The organism is Caballeronia sp. M23-90 (assembly GCF_053574605.1).
Map to the genome: position 1 here is coordinate 1 of NZ_JBSIPA010000869.1, position 1,091 is coordinate 1,091.

General features: G+C 59.7%; 1 protein-coding gene. It reads right to left on the bottom strand.

Going from position 1 to position 1,091, the window contains the following annotated elements; genetic code table 11:
* Positions 1 to 33: 33 nt before the first annotated feature.
* Positions 34 to 285: a hypothetical protein gene (locus tag ACRXB1_RS36610; protein ID WP_449494849.1), complete on the bottom strand. Its 252-nt coding sequence runs from the start codon at positions 283 to 285 to the stop codon at positions 34 to 36.
* Positions 286 to 1,091 lie beyond the last annotated feature (806 nt).

Genomic DNA, 1,091 nt, shown 5'->3' on the forward strand with positions numbered 1-1,091 from the left:
TTTTGATGCGCGGCCGCGAATCAAGACACTGCTTCAAGAAACCTTTTCCGAGCCCACCGACTCACCGAGCCACTGAAACGATGGACGAACAAAAAAACCACTCAACGCCACCGCCTCATACTGAACCGCGAACAAGCCAATCAAGACCAGCACCAGCACCACGATCCACAGCAATTTGCGGCTGCGGGGGCGTGAAGCGGGTGGACGGGGTGTGGAAGCCTGGGAGATGGGCGAACGCGGTTCAGTATGAGGCGGTGGCGTTGAGTGGTTTTTTTGTTCGTCCATCGTTTCAGTGGCTCGGTGAGTCGGTGGGCTCGGAAAAGGTTTCTTGAAGCAGTGTCTTGATGCGCGGCCGCGCGGCCTTGTCGAGCGCTCGCACTGACGGCCGAAAGCAGGCCTTGAACGGGCCGGTTTTGATGCCGTGGCGGCGACCCGCGTGAGGCCGGGCAGGGGCGTTGTGGCGTCCAAAGCGGTTGCACGAAGCGTCGAATGATAGCTTTTAAGCGGTGGCCGGGCGCGCGAAGCATGATGCTACGTCCCGCGCTTCCTTGCAGTCCAGTTATCTTTCTTTCGATTGATTACGAGCGTTACAGGACCTTGCTCGTGCTGCAGGAGAGCATCGGGCGATGAACGCTCTGCTGGAAACTGTGCTGTGGGTCGCAAGAGCGCGCAACGAAGGCACGTCTTGAAATGGTAATGAAAGCTTTGGTCGAGACGAGCGCCCGACAGGAAACCGAAATGATCGATGCTGCGCCACTACGACCGGCGCAGCATCGGCACAAGCAAGGCTTTACTCGCTCAGGCGCGCAGTCGGCGTGCCACCGATCTCATTGGTGATTCTTGCGACACATTCAAGCAGCGCCGGCGCTACCGTTTCGAGCAGCACGTCAAGGGGAGCCTGGTATTCGGCGCCACCGCAGTTCACCGCGTAACGCTGGATAGGCGAGCACCCGGACAGCGTGCCGCACAAGCAAGGCTTTACTCGCTCAGGCGCGCAGTCGGCGTGCCACCGATCTCATTGGTGATTCTTGCGACACATTCAAGCAGCGCCGGCGCTACCGTTTCGAGCAGCACGTCAAGGGGAGCCTGGT